This is a genomic window from Thiomonas sp. DCM-2, from assembly GCF_056820905.1.
Genome location: NZ_CM165962.1, coordinates 2292184 through 2308717 on the forward strand (window position 1 = coordinate 2292184; position 16534 = coordinate 2308717).

18 protein-coding genes are annotated in these 16534 nt (G+C 64.7%); 11 read left to right on the forward strand and 7 right to left on the reverse strand.

What is annotated here, in order from left to right; genetic code table 11:
• Positions 1 to 14: 14 nt before the first annotated feature.
• From pelF to maiA, 5 genes are read left to right on the forward strand one after another with little or no spacing between them, the layout of a single operon-like run.
• Positions 15 to 1826 (forward strand): GT4 family glycosyltransferase PelF, encoded by a 1812-nt coding sequence (pelF, locus tag AC1ZQA_RS11015; RefSeq protein WP_482676942.1) that lies wholly within the window; start codon positions 15 to 17, stop codon positions 1824 to 1826.
• Complete coding sequence (gene pelG / locus AC1ZQA_RS11020; protein WP_482676943.1) at positions 1827 to 3197, forward strand: exopolysaccharide Pel transporter PelG; 1371 nt, start codon at positions 1827 to 1829, stop codon at positions 3195 to 3197.
• Between the two features lie 59 nt (positions 3198 to 3256).
• A complete protein-coding gene (locus tag AC1ZQA_RS11025; RefSeq protein WP_482676944.1) occupies positions 3257 to 3802 on the forward strand; it encodes a VOC family protein in 546 nt (181 codons plus the stop codon).
• Positions 3799 to 4812 carry a fumarylacetoacetate hydrolase family protein gene (locus AC1ZQA_RS11030; RefSeq protein WP_482676945.1) on the forward strand — a complete coding sequence of 338 codons (1014 nt, stop codon included), beginning with the start codon at positions 3799 to 3801 and terminating at the stop codon, positions 4810 to 4812. Before AC1ZQA_RS11025 ends, AC1ZQA_RS11030 begins: the two co-directional genes overlap by 4 nt.
• Positions 4809 to 5453: a maleylacetoacetate isomerase gene (gene maiA / locus AC1ZQA_RS11035; protein WP_482676946.1), complete on the forward strand. Its 645-nt coding sequence runs from the start codon at positions 4809 to 4811 to the stop codon at positions 5451 to 5453. Before AC1ZQA_RS11030 ends, maiA begins: the two co-directional genes overlap by 4 nt.
• Positions 5454 to 5522: 69 nt before the next feature.
• Here maiA and phhA read toward each other — a convergent pair whose 3' ends face one another.
• Both phhA and hppD read right to left on the reverse strand, forming a co-directional pair.
• Positions 5523 to 6395 carry a phenylalanine 4-monooxygenase gene (gene phhA, locus AC1ZQA_RS11040; protein WP_482676947.1) on the reverse strand — a complete coding sequence of 291 codons (873 nt, stop codon included), beginning with the start codon at positions 6393 to 6395 and terminating at the stop codon, positions 5523 to 5525.
• 14 nt (positions 6396 to 6409) lie between these two features.
• Entirely contained in the window at positions 6410 to 7516 is a 1107-nt protein-coding gene (hppD, locus tag AC1ZQA_RS11045; RefSeq protein WP_482676948.1) for a 4-hydroxyphenylpyruvate dioxygenase, read from the reverse strand.
• A 175-nt stretch (positions 7517 to 7691) separates the two neighbouring features.
• On the opposite strand from hppD, the gene kynB reads away from it, so the two are divergent.
• The 5 genes from kynB to AC1ZQA_RS11070 all read left to right on the forward strand — a co-directional run bounded on the left by kynB (position 7692) and on the right by AC1ZQA_RS11070 (position 11591).
• A complete protein-coding gene (gene kynB / locus AC1ZQA_RS11050) occupies positions 7692 to 8348 on the forward strand; it encodes an arylformamidase (protein WP_482676949.1) in 657 nt (218 codons plus the stop codon).
• A complete protein-coding gene (kynU, locus tag AC1ZQA_RS11055) occupies positions 8345 to 9628 on the forward strand; it encodes a kynureninase (RefSeq protein WP_482676950.1) in 1284 nt (427 codons plus the stop codon). Before kynB ends, kynU begins: the two co-directional genes overlap by 4 nt.
• Positions 9625 to 10482: a tryptophan 2,3-dioxygenase gene (gene kynA / locus AC1ZQA_RS11060; protein WP_482676951.1), complete on the forward strand. Its 858-nt coding sequence runs from the start codon at positions 9625 to 9627 to the stop codon at positions 10480 to 10482. The genes kynU and kynA overlap by 4 nt, the downstream gene beginning before the upstream one ends.
• Positions 10483 to 10489: 7 nt before the next feature.
• Positions 10490 to 10978, forward strand: coding sequence for an Lrp/AsnC family transcriptional regulator (locus AC1ZQA_RS11065; RefSeq protein ID WP_482676952.1), 489 nt, complete (start codon positions 10490 to 10492; stop codon positions 10976 to 10978).
• A 70-nt stretch (positions 10979 to 11048) separates the two neighbouring features.
• Entirely contained in the window at positions 11049 to 11591 is a 543-nt protein-coding gene (locus AC1ZQA_RS11070; RefSeq protein WP_482676953.1) for an NUDIX hydrolase, read from the forward strand.
• Positions 11592 to 11597: 6 nt separating this feature from the next.
• Here the strand turns inward: AC1ZQA_RS11070 and AC1ZQA_RS11075 are convergent, their stop codons facing one another.
• Entirely contained in the window at positions 11598 to 12338 is a 741-nt protein-coding gene (locus AC1ZQA_RS11075) for a sulfite exporter TauE/SafE family protein (RefSeq protein ID WP_482676954.1), read from the reverse strand.
• 91 nt (positions 12339 to 12429) lie between these two features.
• On the opposite strand from AC1ZQA_RS11075, the gene AC1ZQA_RS11080 reads away from it, so the two are divergent.
• On the forward strand, positions 12430 to 13134 hold the full coding sequence (locus AC1ZQA_RS11080; RefSeq protein WP_482676955.1) for a helix-turn-helix domain-containing protein: 705 nt from the start codon (positions 12430 to 12432) through the stop codon (positions 13132 to 13134).
• Between the two features lie 234 nt (positions 13135 to 13368).
• Here AC1ZQA_RS11080 and AC1ZQA_RS11085 read toward each other — a convergent pair whose 3' ends face one another.
• The 4 genes from AC1ZQA_RS11085 to AC1ZQA_RS11100 all read right to left on the reverse strand — a co-directional run bounded on the left by AC1ZQA_RS11085 (position 13369) and on the right by AC1ZQA_RS11100 (position 16530).
• Positions 13369 to 13848: a FixH family protein gene (locus tag AC1ZQA_RS11085; protein WP_482676956.1), complete on the reverse strand. Its 480-nt coding sequence runs from the start codon at positions 13846 to 13848 to the stop codon at positions 13369 to 13371.
• Positions 13849 to 13871: 23 nt separating this feature from the next.
• Complete coding sequence (ccoG, locus tag AC1ZQA_RS11090; RefSeq protein WP_482676957.1) at positions 13872 to 15290, reverse strand: cytochrome c oxidase accessory protein CcoG; 1419 nt, start codon at positions 15288 to 15290, stop codon at positions 13872 to 13874.
• Positions 15291 to 15394: 104 nt separating this feature from the next.
• Positions 15395 to 16339 (reverse strand): cytochrome-c oxidase, cbb3-type subunit III, encoded by a 945-nt coding sequence (ccoP, locus tag AC1ZQA_RS11095; protein WP_482676958.1) that lies wholly within the window; start codon positions 16337 to 16339, stop codon positions 15395 to 15397.
• Entirely contained in the window at positions 16336 to 16530 is a 195-nt protein-coding gene (locus AC1ZQA_RS11100; protein ID WP_482676959.1) for a cbb3-type cytochrome oxidase subunit 3, read from the reverse strand. The genes ccoP and AC1ZQA_RS11100 overlap by 4 nt, the downstream gene beginning before the upstream one ends.
• Positions 16531 to 16534: the final 4 nt, after the last annotated feature.

Here is a 16534-nt window from a genome sequence, read left to right on the forward strand (position 1 = left end):
CCGCCATGACCGCCATGTCCCAGCCCGATTTCACCGACACCCGCCCGCAGCCGCGCGACGACGAAGCGGACATCGACGTCATGCTGCTGCTCGAGGGCACTTACCCCTATGTGTCCGGCGGGGTGTCGAGCTGGGTGCACCAGATCGTCAGCGGCTTTCCCCACCTGCGCTTTCATCTGGTGTTTCTCGGCTCGCGCGAGGATGACTACGGCAAGGCCCGCTACCAGATGCCCGCGAATGTGGTCGGGCTCACCCATCACTACCTGTTCAGCGAGGCGGTGCTGCCTGCGGCACGCGAGGAACGCGGCGACACAAGGACGGCCGAACTGGTCGAGCAGCTGCACGCCCTGATCCGCGAGGGCAAGGATCGCGCCAGCCGCGCCGAGGTGCTGCGCGCCAGTCTCGAAGCCATGCAGGACAAGCTCGACCTGCATTATTTTTTGCATTCGCACCAGTCCTGGGCGTATCTGACCGAGCAGTACCAGCTGCGCTGCACCGACCCGTCCTTCGTCGACTATTTCTGGACGGTGCGCACCATGCACACCCCGATCTGGACCCTGGCGACGCTGGCCCGCACATTGCCGCGCGCCAGGGTCTATCACACGGTCTCCACCGGCTATGCCGGGTATCTGGGCGCGGTGCTCGCGCGGCTGTACGACAAGCCGCTGATCCTGTCGGAGCACGGCATCTACACCAAGGAGCGGCGCATCGACCTGTTCTCGGCCAGCTGGATCAGCGACAACACCCCGGTGCTCGAGCGCACTGCGGGCGACGCGGGGTATTTTCGCCAGCTGTGGATTCGGCTGTTCGAGTCGCTCGGGCGCATGTGCTACGACGCGGCCGATCCGGTGATCGCGCTGTATGAAACCAATCGTCTGCGGCAGATCGCCGACGGCGCCGACCCCGTCACCACCTGCTGCATCGCCAACGGCATCAACGTGCCGCCGTTTGCCGCCACGCGCGCGCAGCGGCCGCCATCGCCGCCGCTGGTGATGTGTCTGATCGGCCGCGTGGTGCCGATCAAGGACATCAAGACCTTCATCCGCGCGGTGCGCGTGGCCAGCAACCGCCTGCCCGGGCTGGAAGGCTGGATCGCCGGGCCGGAGGACGAACACCCGGAGTACGCCCGCGAGTGTCACGAGCTGGCCGACAGCCTGCAACTGGGTGACACCCTCAAGTTCCTCGGCTTCCAGCGGCTGACCGAACTGATGCCCAAGGTCGGGCTGGTCGTGCTGTCGTCCATCAGTGAAGCCCTGCCGCTGGTGATGCTCGAAGGTTATGCGGGTGGTGTGCCCTCGGTGACAACCGACGTGGGGTCCTGCCGCCAGCTCATCTACGGCCTCGGCGCGGAAGACGAGGCGCTGGGTGCCTCCGGCGCCGTGGTCGGCATTGCCGATGCACAGGCGCTGGGCGAAGCCTGCGCCGAGCTGCTGGGAGATCCCGTGCGCTGGCAGGCCGCCAGCCAGGCAGGCATCGCCCGGGTGGAGCGCTACTACACCCAGCCCATCATGTTCGACAAATACCGCGCGGTCTACGACGACGCCCTGCAGCGCAGCGCTGCACGCGCAGCGGGCTTTGCAGACGATGTCGGCGCCGTGGCCACCTGGCTGCGCGGCGAACCGCCGCTCGATGCAGACGGCGATGGACCAGACTCCCCCTCCCAACCTCCCCCACCCAGTGGGGGAGGAGACAGCACGATCGCCGCGGCGCAGCAGGAACGCAGCCCGAATGTGGGGGTACCCGCCGACGCCGCCGAGCCGCCTCAAGGCGGCGGCAGCCCCCTCGGGGGGCAGAGAGGGCGCAGCCCGAACGTGGGGGCCAGCTAGATGGCCGGCATCGGTTTCGAGCTGCGCAAGCTGCTGCGCACCGAGTCCTATCTCGGGCTGCTGCGCGCCTACACCTACGCGTCCATCATCAGTTCCGGGCCGTGGGTGTTCTCCATCATCGGCCTGATCGCGGTGGGGGTGCTGTCGCTCGGCGTGGTCACGCCGGACACGCTCATCACCCAGTTCCAGGTGACGGTCACCTATCTCATCATGGCCTCGCTCATCCTCACCGGCGGGCTGCAGCTGGGCTTCACCCGCTGGGTGGCCGACCGGCTGTTCGAAAAGCGCAAGGACGACATCGCTCCGGCCTATTTCGGCGTGGTGCTGGTGACCACGGCGGTCAGCGGCATCCTCGGCTGGCTGGTGGCGCTGCTGGGCTTTGACGGCGTGAGCAATCTGTACCGTGTGCTCATCGTGGTGGGGCTGACGCTGCTGTCGAATCTGTGGATCACCACGGTATTCCTCTCCGGCCTGAAACAGTACCGCGCCATCGTCGGGCTGTACGCGCTGGGCTATGGCATGTCGGTGCTGCTGTCCTACTTCTCCCGCCCCTGGGGACTGGACGGCCTGCTGCTGGGCTTCCTCGGTGGCCAGTTTGTGATGTGGGTGCTGATGCTCTGGCTGGTGCTGCGCAACTTTCCGGTGGAGCGTCCCATCAGCCTGGCGTGCTTTCGCCCGCGCCAGATGTACCTGTCACTGATCGCCGGTGGTGTGCTCTACAACCTCGGCGTGTGGGCGGACAAGCTCACCTTCTGGTTTACCGCGGGCACGTCCACCCCGGTCATCGGCCCGCTGCGTGCCTCGACCATTTACGACCTGCCGGTGTTTCTCGCGTATCTGTGCGTCATCCCCGGCATGGGCATTTTTCTGGTCAAGTTCGAGACCGATTTTGTCGAGTGGTACGACAAGTTCTACACCGCAGTGCGCGAGGGCGGCGCGTTGCAGGACATCGCCCGCTATCACGACGGCATGCAGGGCGTGGTGCGCGAAGGGCTCTACCAGATTCTCAAGGTGCAGGCGCTCACGCTGCTGGCGGTCTACACCTTCGTTCCCGCGCTGTTTGACTGGATCGGCATCAGCAGCCTGTACATCCCGCTGTTTCTGGTGCAGGCCGTGGCGGCAAGCTTTCAGGTGATGCTGCTGGCCGTGCTCAACGTGTTCTATTACCTCGACCGTCGGCGCGACGTGGTCTTCATCACCGCGACGCTGACGGTACTCAACTTTGCGCTCAGCGCCGTCTCGATCCACCTCGGCCCGGCGTTTTTCGGCTACGGCTTCGGTGTCGCCCTGCTCATCACCCTGATCCTGGGCATGCTGTTGCTGCAGCGGCTGTTTCGCAAGCTGGAATATCAGACCTTCATGCTGCAGTGAACCTGCAAACCGCCTGTTTTGCGACTAGAGTTTGTCCATCACAAAACAGGAGACGCATCATGCTGGTCCAAAAGATCCATCATGTCGCCTACCGCTGCAAGGACGCGCTGCAGACCGCGCGCTGGTACGAGCAGCATCTGGGCATGAAACTCGTGCTGTGCATCGCCGAAGATGCCGTGCCGTCCACCGGCGAGCCCGACCCCTACATGCACATCTTCCTCGACGCCGGACAGGGCAACGTGCTGGCCTTCTTCGAGCTGCCGACGCAGCCGGCGATGGGCCGCGACCCCAACACCCCGGTCTGGACCCAGCACCTGGCGCTCGAGGTCGAATCGATGGACGCGCTGCTCGCAGCCAAGCAGCGCCTGCAGGACGCCGGAATCGACGTGATCGGCCCGACCGACCACGCGCTGTTCCAGTCGATCTACTTTTTCGATCCCAACGGCCACCGCCTCGAACTCGCCTGCAACACCGCCAACCCCAAGATGCACGCCGCGCTCGACGCGGTCAAATGGGACATGCTCGAAGAATGGAGCCGCACCCGCAAAGCGCCCAAACACGCCGCCTGGATGCATGACGGTCGCTACAAGGAGATGTTCCAGTGAGGCTGGCTACTCTCAAGACGGCGTCTGCCGACGGCGAGCTGGTCGTGGTCGACGAGCGCCTGGCCACCTGCCTGCCCGTGCCCGAGATCGCGCCGACCCTGCAGGCCGCGCTCGACGACTGGCAGCGCTGCGCGCCGCTGCTGCGCGATGCCGCAAAGCAGCTGCAGGCCGGGCAGGCGCGCCACGCGCAGCCCTTCGACCCCGCTGCCTGCCACTGCCCGCTGCCGCGCGCCTATCAATGGGCCGACGGCTCGGCCTACCTCAACCATGTCGAGCTGGTGCGCAAGGCGCGCAATGCGGAGGTGCCAGCGACCTTCTACACCGATCCGCTGATGTACCAGGGCGGCTCCGACAGCTTCATCGGCCCGCGCGACCCCATCATCGCCAAGGAAAGCTGGGGCATCGACTTCGAGGCCGAGGTCGCGGTGATCACCGGCGAGGTGCCGCTGGGCGCCACGCCCGCGCAGGCGGCGCAGGCCATCCGCCTGGTGCTGCTGGTCAACGACGTGTCGCTGCGCCATCTCATTCCCGCGGAGCTGGCCAAGGGCTTTGGCTTCTTTCAGAGCAAGCCCGCATCGGCGTTCAGCCCGGTGGCGATCACCCCAGACGCCCTGGGCGCTGCCTGGCGCGACAACAAGCTGCATCTGCCGCTGCGGGTGTGGGTCAACGACCGGCTGTTCGGCCAGCCCAACGCCGGGGTGGACATGACCTTCGACTTCGCCCAGCTGATCGCGCATGCGGCCAAGACGCGGCGGCTGGCAGCGGGCAGCATCATCGGCGCGGGCACGGTGTCGAACAAGCAAGGCGGGCTGTGGGGCTCCAAGATCGAGCACGGCGGCGTGGGCTATGCCTGCATCGCCGAGGCGCGCACCTACGAGACGCTGGAACACGGCGCGCCGTCCACGCCGTTCCTGCGCGACGGCGACCGGGTGCGCATCGACATGCAGGATGCGTCCGGGCAGAGCCTGTTCGGCGCAATCGACAACCGCGTGCAGGCGCTGCCGGAATGAAGCTCTACACCTATTTCCGCAGCTCCGCGGCCTACCGCGTGCGCATCGCGCTGCATCTCAAGGGTCTGGCGTTCGATGCGGTGCCGGTGCATCTGCTCAAAGGCGGCGGCCAGCAGCATGACCCCGCCTATGCCGCGCTCAACCCCAACGAGACTGTGCCAACGCTGGACGACGACGGGCAAATCCTCACCCAGTCGCTGGCCATCATCGAATACCTCGACGAAACCCACCCCACCCCGCCGCTGCTGCCGGGCAAGGCTGCAGACCGCGCGCGCATCCGCGCCATCGCCCAGACGATTGCCTGCGACATCCACCCGATCAACAACCTGCGGGTGCTGCAACACCTCACCCAGCGCTTCGGCCTCAGCGAGACGCAGAAGACGCAGTGGTACTGCCACTGGGTCGAACGCGGGCTGCAGGCGGTCGAAAAAATGCTTGCCCAAGATGCGCGCACCGGCCGGTTCTGCCATGGCGATGCGCCCACGCTGGCCGATTGCTGCCTGGTGCCGCAGGTGTTCAACGCCCGGCGCTTTGGCTGCAGCCTGGATGGGCTACCGACGGTGCAGCGCATCTGCGCCACATGCGAGACGCTGGACGCGTTCGCCCGCGCCGCGCCGGCGCGGCAGCCCGACGCGGAGTGAGGTCGTCAGGCCTGCTCCCTCCCACGGGTGCGGTTGGGGTGAGGAAGAGGTACACCCAAGCTCAAATGCTCAAACGCGCGCGCCACGGACGCCCAGCGTCTCGACCACCTCGCCCGGCAACACCACGCCCGGGGCGATATCGGGCAGCGCTGCGGCCTGGGCGTAGAGCGGGGTGAAATCGGGTGCGGTGGCATTGAACAGTTGCTCGAAGTCGTCGATGATGAAATAGGTGGCCTGAAAGCTGTCGATGCGGTAGCGGCTGCGCAGCAGGCGCAGCAAATCGAAGCGCAGCCGCCGCGCCTGCGGGCTGAAAAGGCTGTGTTCGATCTCGCCGCCAGACGACAGAATGCCCGCCCCGTAGATGCGCAGGCCCTGCGGCGTGCGCAGCAGGCCGAACTCGACCGTGTACCAGTACAGCCGCGCCAGATACTGCAGCGCATGTTGCCCGTCGGCCTTGAGCCCGCCCGCGCCGAAGGCCTGCATGGAGTCGGCAAAGCGCGGCTCGAACAGCAGCGGCACGTGGCCGAACAGGTCGTGGAACAGGTCGGGCTCGACGATGTAGTCGAACTCCTCGGGACGGCGCAACCACACCGTCACCGGAAACCTTCGGCGGCTGAGCAGAGAAAAGAACGCGGCTTCCGGAATCAGCCCGGGCACCGCGACGATCTCCCAGCCGGTGGTCGGCAGCAAGCTCGCGTTGATGTCCTCGAACCGCGGAATGCCGTCCTGCGCCTGCAAGTTGGGCAGCGCGCGCACGAACGCATCGCACGCCCGGCCCGGCACCAGCGCCATCTGCCGCGCATACAGCCGGGAAAACAGCGCATGCTCCTGTGGTGTGTAGCGCTCCCAGTGCTGCGCGCAGGTGTAGTCCGCGGCGCAATGGGTATAGTCGCCACGCGGGGTGATGCTGGCTTCGCCATAGGTCACGGGAACGCTGGACATGGGAGCCTCGCAGATCAGACGGGCTGCGTCTGCAGCACACCGCGGCGCATCTGGTCGAGTTCGATGCTTTCGAACAGCGCCTTGAAATTGCCTTCGCCAAAACCCTGGTCGCCCTTGCGCTGGATGATCTCGAAAAAGATCGGGCCGATCACGGTCTGGGTGAAGATTTGCAGCAGTAGTCGGCGCTGCGGCTGGGTCGCGCCATCGAGCAGAATGCGGTTGGCGCGCAGCCGCGCCACATCCTCGCCATGCCCGGGCAATCGGCGGTCGAGCAGTTCGTAGTAGGTGTCCGGGGTGTCGAGAAACTGCACCCCGGCGCGGCGCAAGGCCTCGACCGTGGCGAAAATGTCGTCGGTTGCCAGGGCAATGTGCTGGATGCCCTCGCCGTGATAGCGGTCGAGGTATTCCTGAATCTGCCCGGCCCGTTCCTGCCCCTCCTCGTTGATCGGAATGCGGATCTTGCCGCACGGGCTGGTCATCGCCTTGCTCTTGACTCCGGTCACCTGCCCCTCGATGTCGAAATACCGAATCTCGCGGAAATTGAACAGCCGGGTATAGAAGTCGGCCCACTCGCCCATGCGGCCTCTGTGCACGTTGTGCGTGAGGTGGTCGATCGTGGTCAGCCCGGCGCCAAGGTGCTCGGCCCCAGCGCCGTCGAGCGGCTCGAAATCGACGTCGTAGATCGAGATGTCGCCGATGCCGCCGTTGCGCCCGCCCTTGCCGCGCCAGCGGTCGACGAAATAGATCAGGCTGTCGCCGATGCCCTTGATCGCCGGGATGTTGAGCTCCATCGGGCCGCTGTGCGCATCGAATCCCCAGGCGCCGAGTTCCAGCGCGCGGCGGTACGCCGCAGCCGCGTCGTTGACGCGAAACGCAATCGCGCAAATGCTCGGGCCGTGCAGCCGCGCAAAGCGCTGCGCGAACGAATCGGGTTCGGCGTTGACGATGAAATGGATGCCGCCCTGCCGCCACAGCGTCACGTCCTTGTGGCGATGCCGGGCGATGGCCTTGAAGCCGAGTTGCTGGAACAGCGCGCCGAGCTGGGCCGGGTCGGGCGCGGCATATTCGACGAACTCGAAGCCGTCGGTGCCCATGGGGTTCGAGGAAGACGCGGTGTCCATGCGATGTGCTCCTGGTTTGCGGGTGCACACAATGTAGGCGCTGGCCTGCGCAGGTTTTCGTCGTTCTGCGCGTGTTTTCTAACCGATTCGGGTAAATCCTGCGCGGTTTCCGCAATAGCATGGCCTAAGCTGCACACATCCGCAAAGCCGCATCCAAGCACCCGAGCGCCGCGCCATGACCCGCTTGTGGGACATCTCGCCCACCATCTCCCCGTCCGCCCCGATCTTCCCGGGTGACGCTCCCTACAGCCTGGAGTGGACCGCCCGGCTCGGCCCCGGCTGCCCAGTCAACCTCAGCGCGGTGCGGATGTCGCCGCATGTCGGCGCGCACGCCGACGCGCCGCTGCATTACGCGAACCACGCCCCGAGCATCGACACGGTCGATCTCGCGCCTTACCTCGGCCCCTGCCGCGTGATCCACGCGCTGGACTGCGAAGATCTGATCGCAGTGCGTCATCTCCTGCATGCGCAGGCCGACCTTCCGCCGCGGGTGCTGGTGCGCACCCGCCGCCAGGCGCTGACGGTCTGGTCGGCGCAATTCGCCGCATTCGCGCCCGACACCGTGGACTGGCTGGCCGCGCATGGCGTGCGGCTGATCGGCCTGGACACGCCCTCTGTCGACCCGGCAAGCAGCAAGACCCTGGACAGTCACTCCCGCCTGCTGCGCCACGATCTGCGCGTGCTCGAAAACCTGGTGCTCGACGACGTGCCCGAGGGCGACTACGAACTCATCGCCCTGCCGCTCAAGCTGCTGGGCGCCTGCGCCTCGCCGGTGCGCGCGGTGCTGCGCCGCCCCGTTTCCCCCGCCCCCTCTCCCGCGCAATCGCCATGACCCTGATCCAACGCACAGACTGCAGCGCGCTCGACGCCGACGATCCCCTGGCCGCGCTGCGCAAGCAGTTCGTTCTGCCGGACGGTGCGATCTATCTCGACGGCAACTCGCTCGGCGCTCTGCCCCGCGCCACTGCAGCCCGCGTGCAGCAGGTGATCGCCGACGAATGGGGGCAGGGGCTGATCCGCAGCTGGAACACGGCGGGCTGGATCGGCCTGCCGCAGCGCCTGGGCGACAAGATCGCCCGCCTGGTCGGCGCCGCACCGAACGAACTGGTGGTGACCGATTCCTCCTCGATCAATCTGTACAAGGTGCTCAGTACGGCGCTATCCATCGCCCGCATCGACGCGCCGCAGCGCCGCGTCATCGTCTCCGAGCGCGAGAATTTCCCGACCGATCTGTACATCGCGCAGTCGCTCGCCGCGCAGTACGGCGCACGACTCGAACTGGTCGAACAGGGCCAGGCCGCGAGCCGCCTGCGCGACGATGTCGCCGTGCTGTTGCTCACCCAGGTGAACTACCGCAGCGGCGCGCTGCACGACATGGCCGCAGTCACGGCCGCTGCCCATGCCGCAGGCGCGTTGACGGTGTGGGACCTGGCGCATTCGGCCGGCGCGGTGCCGGTCGATCTCAACGGCGCGCAAGCCGATTTCGCCATCGGCTGCGGCTATAAATATCTCAACGGCGGTCCGGGCGCGCCCGCTTTCGTCTGGGTACATGCACGCCATGTCGACCGAGTGCAGCAGCCGCTCTCCGGCTGGCACGGACATGCTGCGCCTTTCGTGTTCACCCCGGACTACCAGCCGGCGCAAGGCATCGCCCGCTACCTCTGCGGCACCCCGACCCTGCTGTCGCTGGCCGCGCTGGAGTGTGGCGTGGACACGGTGCTCGCTGCCGAGCCGCTGGGCGGCATGACCGCGCTGCGGCGCAAGTCGCTGGCCTTGAGCGATCTGTTCATCCGCCTGGTGCAGCAGCAACTCGGCGCACACCCGGTGACGATCGCCACCCCGATCGAGCCCGAGCGGCGCGGCAGCCAGGTGTCGCTGACCTTCGACGGCGACGGCTACGCGGTGATGCAGGCGCTGATCGAGCGCGGCGTGATCGGCGACTTCCGCGCCGGAGACAGCGCGCACGGCGATCCCGATCTGCTGCGCTTCGGCTTCACCCCGCTGTACCTGCGCTTCGTCGACGTGTTCGACGCGGTGCAGGCGCTGCGCGAGGTGCTCGACCGCGGCATCTGGCGCGAGGCACGCCATGCCCGCAAGGCGGCCGTGACATGAGCACCGCACAGCAACCCGCTCGCGGCGAGGCGCAGCTTCACGCAGAGGGCGCAAAACTCGATTTTTCAGAGTCGATGAGCTACGGCGACTATCTGCATCTCGACGCCCTGCTCGACGCGCAACACCCGCTGTCTGGCGCGCACAACGAGATGCTGTTCATCATCCAGCACCAGACCAGCGAGCTGTGGATGAAACTGATGCTGCACGAACTGCATGCCGCGCGTGACCAGATCCGCACCGACGCGCTGCCCGCTGCATTCAAGATGCTGTCGCGCGTGTCGCGCATCCTGGAGCAGCTGGTGCACGCCTGGGACGTGCTCGCGACCATGACCCCGAGCGAATACACCGCGCTGCGGCCGTATCTGGCATCGTCCAGCGGCTTCCAGAGCTGGCAATACCGCTGCATCGAGTTTGCGCTGGGCAACAAGAACGCGGCCATGCTGCGCCCGCACGCCCACCGGCCAGACCGGCTCGCCGCGGTCGACGCCGCGTGGCGCGCGCCCAGCCTGTACGACCAAACCCTGCAACTGCTCGCCCGCCGCGGCCTGCCGATCGCACAAGACCACCTCGAGCGCGACTGGACCCAGCCCTACACCGCCAGCGACACCGTGCGGCAGGCCTGGCTGACCGTGTACCGCGCGCCGGAGCCGCACTGGGATCTGTACCAACTGGGCGAAGAACTGGTCGACCTGGAGGATGCATTACGGCTGTGGCGCTTTCGCCATGTCACCACGGTCGAGCGGATCATCGGCTTCAAGCGCGGCACCGGCGGCACCAGCGGGGTGTCCTACCTGCGCAACATGCTCGACACGGTGCTGTTCCCCGAGCTGTGGGCGGTGCGCACCGATTTGTGAGACTGCCATGCGCAAGCCCTCGCCCGACGCGCTCGACCGTATCGACCGCAAGCTGCTGGCCCTCCTGCAGCAGGATGCACGGCTCACGCAGGAGCGGCTGGCCGAGCAGATCGGCCTGTCGGCCTCGGCGGTGCAGCGGCGCATCCGACGGCTCGAGCAGATTGGCGTCGTCGAAGGCTACCGTGCGGTGGTCAGCCCACGCGCCCTCGGGCTGGGGTTGAGCGCACTGCTGAGCGTGCGCCTGGAAAAACACCGCGCCAACAGCCAGCGCTCGCCGCAGGAGCTGTTCCGCGCCGCGGTGCAGGGCTGGCCCGAGGTGGTGGAATGTCTGGCGATGACCGGGGAGATGGACTACCTGCTGCGCGTGCATGTGCAGGACATGGAACACTACGCCCATTTCGTGCTCGAAACCCTGCTCAAGCACGAAAGCGTGGAAGATGTGAAATCCAGCTTCGTTCTGACCGAGGTCAAGCCGTTCAGCGGCATCTCGGTCTGAAAGCACAAGTCCGAGGTTTCACCGCGCCGGGTTTCGCAATAAGCTGGCGTCTGACCTGTCCACTCATCCCATGCACAACCCGCCCATCCGCCATTGCACTGCCTGCGGCGCAGCAGTCACTTACCGCGTGCCCGAGGGCGACTCCCGGCCTCGCGCCGTCTGTCCAGCCTGCGGCCATATCCAGTACGAGAATCCGCGCAACATCGTTGGCACCATTCCAGCCTGGGAGCAACAGGTGTTGCTTTGCCGACGTGCGATCGAACCGCGTTACGGGCTGTGGACCTTGCCCGCTGGCTTCATGGAGCTGGGCGAGAGCACTGAAGGCGGTGCCCTGCGCGAAACCCGCGAAGAGGCTGGCGCGGAGGTGACACTCGGCGGGCTGTACGCGGTCATCAATGTGCTGCCCGCCAGTCAGGTGTATTTCTTCTACCGTGGGCAGCTCGCCCAGCCGCGATGGCTGGCTGGCGAGGAAAGCCTGGAAGTGAAACTGTTCCATGAGGCCGATATTCCTTGGGAACAGATCGCCTTTCGCAGTGTGGCGCAAACCCTGAAGCGCTACTTCGCAGATCAGCGCGCCGGGCGCTTCCAGATCCACACCTTCGACATCACCTGACCCCTCTCAGGCGCAACCCCCCATGGGCAACTCGGTGCTGGCGTTGAACAGTTTCCAGAATCCGTAGGCGGCGAACAACAGCAACACGGTCCCCGCGGCGATATGAAACCAGCGTTGGTTGGTTCGCTGGCTGATCCACCGCAGGGTGTGACCGGCAAACAACATGTGCGGCAGCGTTCCCAGACCGAAGGCCAGCATGGCCAGCGCACCTTCCCAGGCCGTGGCGCTGAGAAAGGCAAGAGACAGCGCCGAGTACACCAACCCGCAGGGCAACAGCCCCCAGAGCAAGCCGGCAGCAATCCGCTTGGGCAGGGTATTGAACGGCAGCAGCCGCGACAGCAGCGGCTGCGTCAGCCGCGTGAGGCCGCGCCCGAGCCAGCCACCGCCGACCCATTTCTGCTGCCAGGCCATCCAGCGCGGAGAAGCCACCTGCTGCAGCACCATCCACAGCCCGACGGCAACCAGCACCAGATTGCCCAGGGTGAACAAAGTCAGTTGCACAGGACGCGCGCTGGCGGCCCAAACGCCCGCGCCGATCAGCCCGGCGATTCCCCCCAGAATGGCGTAGGACAACACCCGTGCGCTCTGCAATTGCACCTGATTGAGAAAAAGCCGCCGTGCAGGGAGCAGCACATGCTCGGACTGGGCCCGTTCGGACGCCACGACCAAACCGCCGCACATCGCCGCGCAGTGCAGCCCGCCCGTGAGCCCCATCAACAAAAGGGTCAGTGGAATGGTTGTATTCATCGCATTCTGCTGTATTCTGCAAACACCAATCGAAGCAAATATCGCAACATCGCAATTTATGAAATCGACCCCGACTCCAACCGCCACGCAGATGGAAAAACCCCATCCCTGCGATGTGTGCTTTCAAAGCAAATTCTGTTTGCCGATCGCGCTGCAACCGTCGGAAATGGGGCGCATCCGCGACGTGATCCAGGCCACCGTCCGCGTGCAGAAGGGCGAGATGCTGTTCAGTGCCGGCCAGTCGATGACCAAGGTCTATTCGGTGCATGCAGGCTCGTTCAAGTCATATGTCACCAGCCCGGATGGCCGTGAGCAGATTGTCGGCTTCCACATTCCGGGTGAACTGATGGGTCTGGAAGGATTGGGCCAGCATACCTACTTCACCGACACCGTGGCACTCGAAGACAGCGAGGCCTGCGAAATCGATCTGCGCGCCCTGGAAACCACCACCCGCGATCTGCCCTCGCTGCAACATCAATTGCACTGCATCGTCGGCAACAAGCTCATCCGAGCGCAGCAAGACCAGTTTTCTCTGGGCAGCATGCACGCCGATGAGCGGCTCGCACGGTTTTTGCTCGATCTGTCCGAGCGCTTCAAGGCGCGCGGCCTCTCGCCCGATGAGTTTGTGCTGCGCATGAGCCGGGAAGAAATCGGCAGTTACCTCGGTCTGAAACTGGAGACGGTCAGCCGCCTGATGTCCAAGTTCCACTCCGCCGGACTGATTCATGTGGCGCAACGCCAGATCCGCATCACCGATCGCAAGGCCCTGGCAGAACTTCTCATGCCGCAGAGCTGAGAGCTTGTCGGCAGTTCAGCGGCTCTCTTTTGCCTTTGGCACAAGGGCTCCATGCGGAGCCCTTTTTAGTTAAGGCAACACTGAACAAGTCCCCTGCGCGCTGCGCATCCGGCCTGCAGGCGGTCTGCGGCGTTGCACATCCTCGCCATAGCTCGGGCTATGGCTGTGGTGTGCGCCTTGCATCCCATCCCGCCGCCCGGCGCACATCATCACAAGGACTGATTCAGTGTTGCCCTAAACGCCCGGCTCAAGTGTCAGCATCGTTCCGGGAACCCACACGCCCGCCAGGCGCCAATCTGCGGTTTCGACGTGCACCCGGTAGCGCACGGCTTCCAGAGGCGGAGAAAACGCGCTGTAAAGCCCCGAGGCGTTGCGATGCAGATCGATCTGCACATCCTTCTGATTCGACAGGGGATGGCGCAGCGTCAGACGCAGGGTGTGCTGCGCAATGGGCTGATTGAGTTTCAGATCAATGCGCCCTGCTGCAACCGACATGACCCCGGTGAGATGCAGAGCCTGCGCATGCCGCTCGCGCTGAATATCCCCGCCAACAGCGAGTCCCTTCTTGTAGTAGTGATCGGTCACCAGACTGTCCGGGGCGCGCGTTGCAAGATAGATGGTGTAGAAACTGGCGACCACCGCGATCAGGGGCAAGGTAATGAGAAACCAGGGCCAGGGTTCGCGGTACCAGGGGCGGGGGGCGGCGGCGTGCATGTCAACTCCGGTGAGGCGTGCGCTCAGGGCACGATGAATGTGGTTTTGCTGGATGCGGAAATCGGCGTTGCATCCTCTGACACGGCGGTGATGTCGATCTTGTAGATGCCTTTTTTCGCATTGTCGACCGGGATGGTGACTTCCAGCGGTTCCAGGATATTGGTCGACGCCGGCACCTCGTAGACATTGCGGTCATGCACAGCGACGCCGTCGATTCCCTTGACCTCGATGCGGATCTTCCTTGCGGTTTCCGTGGTGTTCATCAACTGGATCTGATAGATGTTTTCCACCAAGCCGCCCGGGATCTCGCGCGAGAGTACCCCGCGATCGCGCATGATGTTCATCTTCAGCGGATCGCGCGTGGCCAGGCCGCCAACGAATAGCCCCACCATGACCAACAGCAGCGCCGAGTAAATGAGAATGCGCGGGCGGAACAGATGCGCCCACTGCTGGCGCTTGGTCCACTTGTTCTTCAGCGCGTTTTCGCTGGAGTAACGAATCAGGCCGCGCGGATAGCCCACCTTGTCCATCACCTGATCACATGCGTCCACACAGGCACCGCAGCCGATGCACATGTACTGCAGCCCATCGCGGATGTCGATGCCGGTCGGACAGACCTGCACGCAGATGCTGCAGTCCACGCAATCCCCCTTGCCCTGCGCACGCGGATCGACATTCTTGCCGCGCTTTCCCCGCGGCTCGCCACGCTCGGTGTCGTAGGTGACGATCAGGGTGTCCTTGTCGATCATGACCGACTGGAAGCGCGCGTAGGGACACATGTATTTGCACACCTGCTCGCGCATGAATCCGGCATTGCCATACGTGGCGAAGCCGTAGAACAGAATCCAGAAGGTCTGCCAGGGGCTCAGGCTCAGACTCATCACCTGCCCTGCCAGCGCCAGGATGGGCGTGAAGTAGCCGACGAAGGTGAACCCCGTCCACAGGGCCACTGCGATCCACAGGCCGTGCTTGAGGGCTTTTTTGCTGATTTTTTTTGCGTTCCAGTCCGAACCGTCCAGACGGATGCGCGCCAGACGATCTCCCTCGACCTTGCGTTCGATCCACATGAAAATTTCGGTGTAGACCGTCTGCGGACAGGCATAGCCGCAGAACAGACGCCCGGCGATGGCCGTGAACAGGAACAGCCCGTAGGCGGAAATGATCAGCAGCAGGGCGAGAAAGATCACGTCCTGCGGCCACAGGATCATGCCGAAGAAATAGAACTTGCGGGTGGACAGATCGAGCAGCACCGCCTGCCTGCCATCCCATCGCAGCCAGGGCAGCCCGTAGAACAGCGCCTGCGTGAACACCACCATGAACACACGCCAGTTGTTGAACCAGCCGGTGACCGAGCGGGAGTAGATTTTTTTGCGAACCTCATAAAGCCACTCTTCAGAGGCCGAGATATCGTCTTCGTTGGGCTCAGGTGCCTTGGCGTTCATTGCGCGGTCGTGGCTCAAAAATCGGGGGTGATTCAAGCGGCTTCGGGGCGCACAGCGTGCACCCCGAAGCGATGCCGGAAAAATCTCATGCAGGGGACGGCGGCTTACTTGGCCGCTGCTGCCCCATGACTGATGCTGTAGACATAGGCTGCGAGCAGATGGATCTTCTCTGGCGAGAGGAAGTCCTTCTGCGCCGGCATCTGTCCGGCACGGCCCTTTTCAATGGTGTGCGAAATGGTTTCGATGCTGGAGCCGAACAGCCATTGGCGCTTCGGATCGGCCAGATCGGGCGCGCCCAGCGCCTTGTTGCCGGTGCCATCGGCGCCATGGCAGCCAGCACAGGCCGTGGCGAACAAGGGCTTGCCTTGCGCAGCCAGCTTCGCGTCATGGTTCATGCCGCTGAGGCTGCGCACATAGTTGGCGACGGCCAGTACACCCGGTTTGCCACCGACAGCCGCTTCCATTGGAGGCATCATGCCCAGACGGCCGTTGGTGATGGTTTCCACCAGAACGTCGGGACTGTTGCCATACAACCAGGCATTGGCGTTGTGGATGGTGAGGTTGGGGAAACCCTTGGTGCCGCCTGCGTCGGAGCCGTGGCACTGGGAGCAGTAGGTCAGGAACATGCGCTGCCCAGTGGCCATGGCCGTCGGATTGGCTGCCAATTCGGGGATGGGCGTCTTCATGTACGCGGCATACAGCGGTTCGACGCGCGCTTCGAACGCGGCAGATTCCTGCTGGTACATCTTGTCGCTGGAAAAGCCGAGCACGCCCTTGTAGAACGCCAGGCCGCCGTACAGCGTCAGATAGACCGCGCCGAACACCAAGGTGAGGATGAACAGGCCCATCCACCAGCGCGGCAGCGGGTTGTTGAACTCCTGCAGATCGCCGTCCCAGACGTGGCCGGTGGTGGCGATGGGATTGCCCGCCTTGTCTCGGAACACGGTCTGCTTGGCAGTGCCGCGCAGGAACAGGAACAGGGAAATGATGGAAACAATGGTGACGCCGCCGATCCAGAAGGCCCACCCGGGGGAATAGAACTGGTTCATGATTTGGACTTGTCGGAGGTCTTGGAGTCACCGCCCTTGTCGAAGGACTCGGGCGGATGATTCTTGGAGTCAAGGAAGGGGATCATTCCGTCCTTTTCATGCGTTTTCTTGAAACGCGGAGAAAACGCCCACCACACAATGGCAGCGAAAACCACCATGGAGAGAACGAGAACGATCGAGCCAAAGGACATGACG

Coding starts and splice junctions, on each gene's coding strand:
- kynA (WP_482676951.1), top strand. CDS start 9,625: ATGAGCACCGCACAGCAACCCGCTCGCGGCGAGGCGCAGCTTCACGCA.
- AC1ZQA_RS11075 (WP_482676954.1), bottom strand. CDS start 12,338: ATGAATACAACCATTCCACTGACCCTTTTGTTGATGGGGCTCACGGGC.
- kynB (WP_482676949.1), top strand. CDS start 7,692: ATGACCCGCTTGTGGGACATCTCGCCCACCATCTCCCCGTCCGCCCCG.
- ccoP (WP_482676958.1), bottom strand. CDS start 16,339: ATGAACCAGTTCTATTCCCCCGGGTGGGCCTTCTGGATCGGCGGCGTC.
- maiA (WP_482676946.1), top strand. CDS start 4,809: ATGAAGCTCTACACCTATTTCCGCAGCTCCGCGGCCTACCGCGTGCGC.
- kynU (WP_482676950.1), top strand. CDS start 8,345: ATGACCCTGATCCAACGCACAGACTGCAGCGCGCTCGACGCCGACGAT.
- pelF (WP_482676942.1), top strand. CDS start 15: ATGTCCCAGCCCGATTTCACCGACACCCGCCCGCAGCCGCGCGACGAC.
- pelG (WP_482676943.1), top strand. CDS start 1,827: ATGGCCGGCATCGGTTTCGAGCTGCGCAAGCTGCTGCGCACCGAGTCC.
- hppD (WP_482676948.1), bottom strand. CDS start 7,516: ATGGACACCGCGTCTTCCTCGAACCCCATGGGCACCGACGGCTTCGAG.
- AC1ZQA_RS11080 (WP_482676955.1), top strand. CDS start 12,430: ATGGAAAAACCCCATCCCTGCGATGTGTGCTTTCAAAGCAAATTCTGT.
- AC1ZQA_RS11100 (WP_482676959.1), bottom strand. CDS start 16,530: ATGTCCTTTGGCTCGATCGTTCTCGTTCTCTCCATGGTGGTTTTCGCT.
- phhA (WP_482676947.1), bottom strand. CDS start 6,395: ATGTCCAGCGTTCCCGTGACCTATGGCGAAGCCAGCATCACCCCGCGT.
- AC1ZQA_RS11065 (WP_482676952.1), top strand. CDS start 10,490: ATGCGCAAGCCCTCGCCCGACGCGCTCGACCGTATCGACCGCAAGCTG.
- AC1ZQA_RS11070 (WP_482676953.1), top strand. CDS start 11,049: ATGCACAACCCGCCCATCCGCCATTGCACTGCCTGCGGCGCAGCAGTC.
- AC1ZQA_RS11085 (WP_482676956.1), bottom strand. CDS start 13,848: ATGCACGCCGCCGCCCCCCGCCCCTGGTACCGCGAACCCTGGCCCTGG.
- ccoG (WP_482676957.1), bottom strand. CDS start 15,290: ATGAACGCCAAGGCACCTGAGCCCAACGAAGACGATATCTCGGCCTCT.
- AC1ZQA_RS11025 (WP_482676944.1), top strand. CDS start 3,257: ATGCTGGTCCAAAAGATCCATCATGTCGCCTACCGCTGCAAGGACGCG.